The following is a 2,442-nucleotide window of genomic DNA, read 5'->3' on the forward strand; positions in this document are numbered from 1 at the left end:
TCAGACCGCACCGGGCACCTCACGGCGCCAGCCTACCAAACGGTCGATCTGTGTTTGAGACAGGCCGCCCGGGAACTGGCCTCGATCTATTTACTATCCGTTTTAAGAAGGCGACCGGCGATCTCCCGGCCGACAGCTTTCCAGAACCGAAGTGCTTTCCAATTTGCCTCTCCGATGGCTTGTCGTTCGCTGTGCCGGGCAGCCGCATGTGCGTCACAACGGTGATCGCGGATGATGATTGCAGCAGAAAGCGAGACCGCACGCTTCCAAGCCCGCCTACGGGCAACTAATCGAGCAATCAGTCGGCGCATAGAGCGGCAATATCTCGCCGAAACAATACGTCAATCAGATGGCAAGATTCAGCATAACTCATAATCCTACTCCTAGCCAATCGGTCCGTCGCCAGTGGGCCTGCCATCCGGCGGGTCCAGTTCGCAAGGTGTGACGTCGTCGAACTCGTAGAACGCGGTGAGGGGCTGCAGATCCGAGGCGCGTTAACGCGACAGATGCAGCCGCAGCAATGGAAACCGATCTGCTGGGCAAGACCAAAGACAGCGCCGTAAACCAACTTTTGACAGCCGTGGCTTATTGCGAGCCAAAACGGAGGCCGCGATGACCGTAGTGGGTTTTCAATTCGCTGTGACTTCACGGACGCAATCTGGCGTCCAAGTGTTTTTGGTGGCGGCGTCAACGCAGTACAGTGCTGAGCGCATTCTTCAGCGTGACCAGTCCCTGATCGCTGGAGCAACAATCGAACTTCAGCGGCAGCTGACGGCCGATGCCCTCGCAAAATACGGCCTTGTATCGGGAAAGGTCATCAAGCTGCGGTGAGCGCCCGATGTCACCGAGGTACGAACTGCCGGCAGTCGTTCGCCCGAACGGGATGCGCCAGGGCCGGACGTGGAGGCATTGCGAGGCAGAAGACGTTTACGGCTCCGATTTTCAAGCGACCGCCCGCGGCTGCCTCACAGGCTCGAGATTGTATCCGAGCGAGAAGCGGGAATTGCATGGAATGACGTGAGGCGGTTTCGGCCCCGGATGAGGGCAGAGCAGCCGGTCGCCAATTACCGTTAGGCCCGATGCGTGGGGATATACAGTTAATGACCCATGCGGCTGGCGCGGCTGCCGCACAACGACTACGACAAAAGGCTAATGGGCCGTGTGACAGGAAGCAACGCAACGTCAACGATCCGAAGGCAGATTTTCTTCGGGAGAGAGCCTTCATGATCGACAGGATGCTCGCGCTCGTGGTCGCCACGAGCTTGTCACTCGTGGTCGGCGCCGGCGGTTACGTCACGTACCAGATCCCCGCGTTCAATGATGTTGTTCACCCGTGCCTGGCTCGCGAGGCCGACCAGCCGCCCGCACAGCGCATGGAGACGTGCACGTGTCTGGCGAAAGTTATGATGACGCCGACAGCCACCGCCATCGCAATGGTGACGACGAGCTCCGCGGGCGAGATGACTTACCGCGCGAACTTGAATGCCTGCAGGGCGCATGCCTTCGATCGCAGCGTCGGCACTGTCGCGGAGACAAGGATGTCGCCCATGCGGCGGCTCTCCGAGGCTCCCGTGCGCAAGACTGCGGCAGAGCGCTGAGTGACGAAAGCCTGGAACTAGGCCGTCGACTCATTACCGCGTAGCCAGATCCTGACGCATACGAGCTTGAGGCTTGCGAGGAAGTTTTCCGCGAGCTTGTCGTAGCGTGTGGCGACGCGGCGGAACTGTTTGATCTTGTTGAAGAAGCGCTCGATCAGGTTCCTGTCCCTGTAGAGGTGCCGGCTGAAGCAGATCGGGTCCTTTCGATTGCCCGCGACAGCAGGGGCAGGCCATATCCTGGATATCGGCAACCTGCTCGATGCGCGGCAGGTGCGCGGGCAGCGAGCCGCGGTTGGCGCGACGCTTCTTGACCCGGTCAGCGCGCTTGGCGGGATCAGCCGCTTCCTCGCCGGCGAGGCCCTCGGCCTCGATCTGCTCGGCCTCCTCGAGGCCCAGCAATAGCTGATCAACCGGCAGGCTCTCGGCCCGACGCCCGAAGCGATGGCGCTGCAGCTCCTTGTTGATCGTTCAGTACTGGCAAGCTGCTGTAATCCATGGTTGAATCGGCTTCGTGAGCACCTCGCCCGAGCCCCTGACCCGCGACCCTGTCGCCCCAATTTTCTCGCCGTGACCGGCTATGCGCTGGACGAGATCGTCGGTCGCCACCACCGCATCTTCGTGGCGGAAGAAGAGCGCAGCATCCCCGCCTATGCCCAGTTCTGGGAGAAGCTGCGTCGCGGTGAGTATGACGAGGGCCGGTATCGCCGCATCGGCAAGGGCGGCAAGACCGTCTGGATCCAGGCTAGCTACAACCCCATCCTCGACGCCATGGGCGCGCCGGTGAAGGTGGTGAAATACGCCACCGACATCACCGCCTCCAAGGAGAACGAGGAGCAGATGGAGT

The 2,442-nt window shown here is 61.1% G+C and carries 3 protein-coding genes and 2 pseudogenes; 3 read left to right on the plus strand and 2 right to left on the minus strand.

Annotation, left to right across the window (positions count from 1 at the left end; genetic code table 11):
- Positions 1-612: 612 nt before the first annotated feature.
- Positions 613-831, plus strand: a complete 219-nt coding sequence (locus ACFPN9_RS30025; protein WP_067253832.1) for a hypothetical protein — start codon at positions 613-615, stop codon at positions 829-831.
- A gap of 392 nt (positions 832-1,223) precedes the next feature.
- Positions 1,224-1,598, plus strand: a complete 375-nt coding sequence (locus ACFPN9_RS30030; protein ID WP_066734593.1) for a hypothetical protein — start codon at positions 1,224-1,226, stop codon at positions 1,596-1,598.
- A gap of 17 nt (positions 1,599-1,615) precedes the next feature.
- On the opposite strand, the pseudogene ACFPN9_RS30035 reads toward ACFPN9_RS30030, so the two are convergent.
- Together ACFPN9_RS30035 and ACFPN9_RS30040 are read right to left on the minus strand one after the other, a co-directional pair.
- Positions 1,616-1,774, minus strand: a pseudogene (locus ACFPN9_RS30035) (transposase); the annotation flags it as partial.
- A 34-nt stretch (positions 1,775-1,808) separates the two neighbouring features.
- Positions 1,809-2,063, minus strand: a pseudogene (locus tag ACFPN9_RS30040) (transposase domain-containing protein); the annotation flags it as partial.
- Positions 2,064-2,096: 33 nt separating this feature from the next.
- Between ACFPN9_RS30040 and ACFPN9_RS30045 the strand changes: the two are divergent.
- Positions 2,097-2,442: PAS domain-containing protein (locus tag ACFPN9_RS30045; RefSeq protein WP_377818178.1), on the plus strand; the 346-nt coding region annotated here is incomplete at its 3' end.

The sequence above is a fragment of the Allobosea massiliensis genome (genome assembly GCF_042655245.1).
GTDB lineage: Bacteria > Pseudomonadota > Alphaproteobacteria > Rhizobiales > Beijerinckiaceae > Allobosea > Allobosea massiliensis.

What these genes read in the sequence shown, in the direction of transcription:
- ACFPN9_RS30025 (WP_067253832.1), top strand. Translation starts at nt 613, where the DNA reads ATGACCGTAGTGGGTTTTCAATTCGCTGTGACTTCACGGACGCAATCT.
- ACFPN9_RS30030 (WP_066734593.1), top strand. Translation starts at nt 1,224, where the DNA reads ATGATCGACAGGATGCTCGCGCTCGTGGTCGCCACGAGCTTGTCACTC.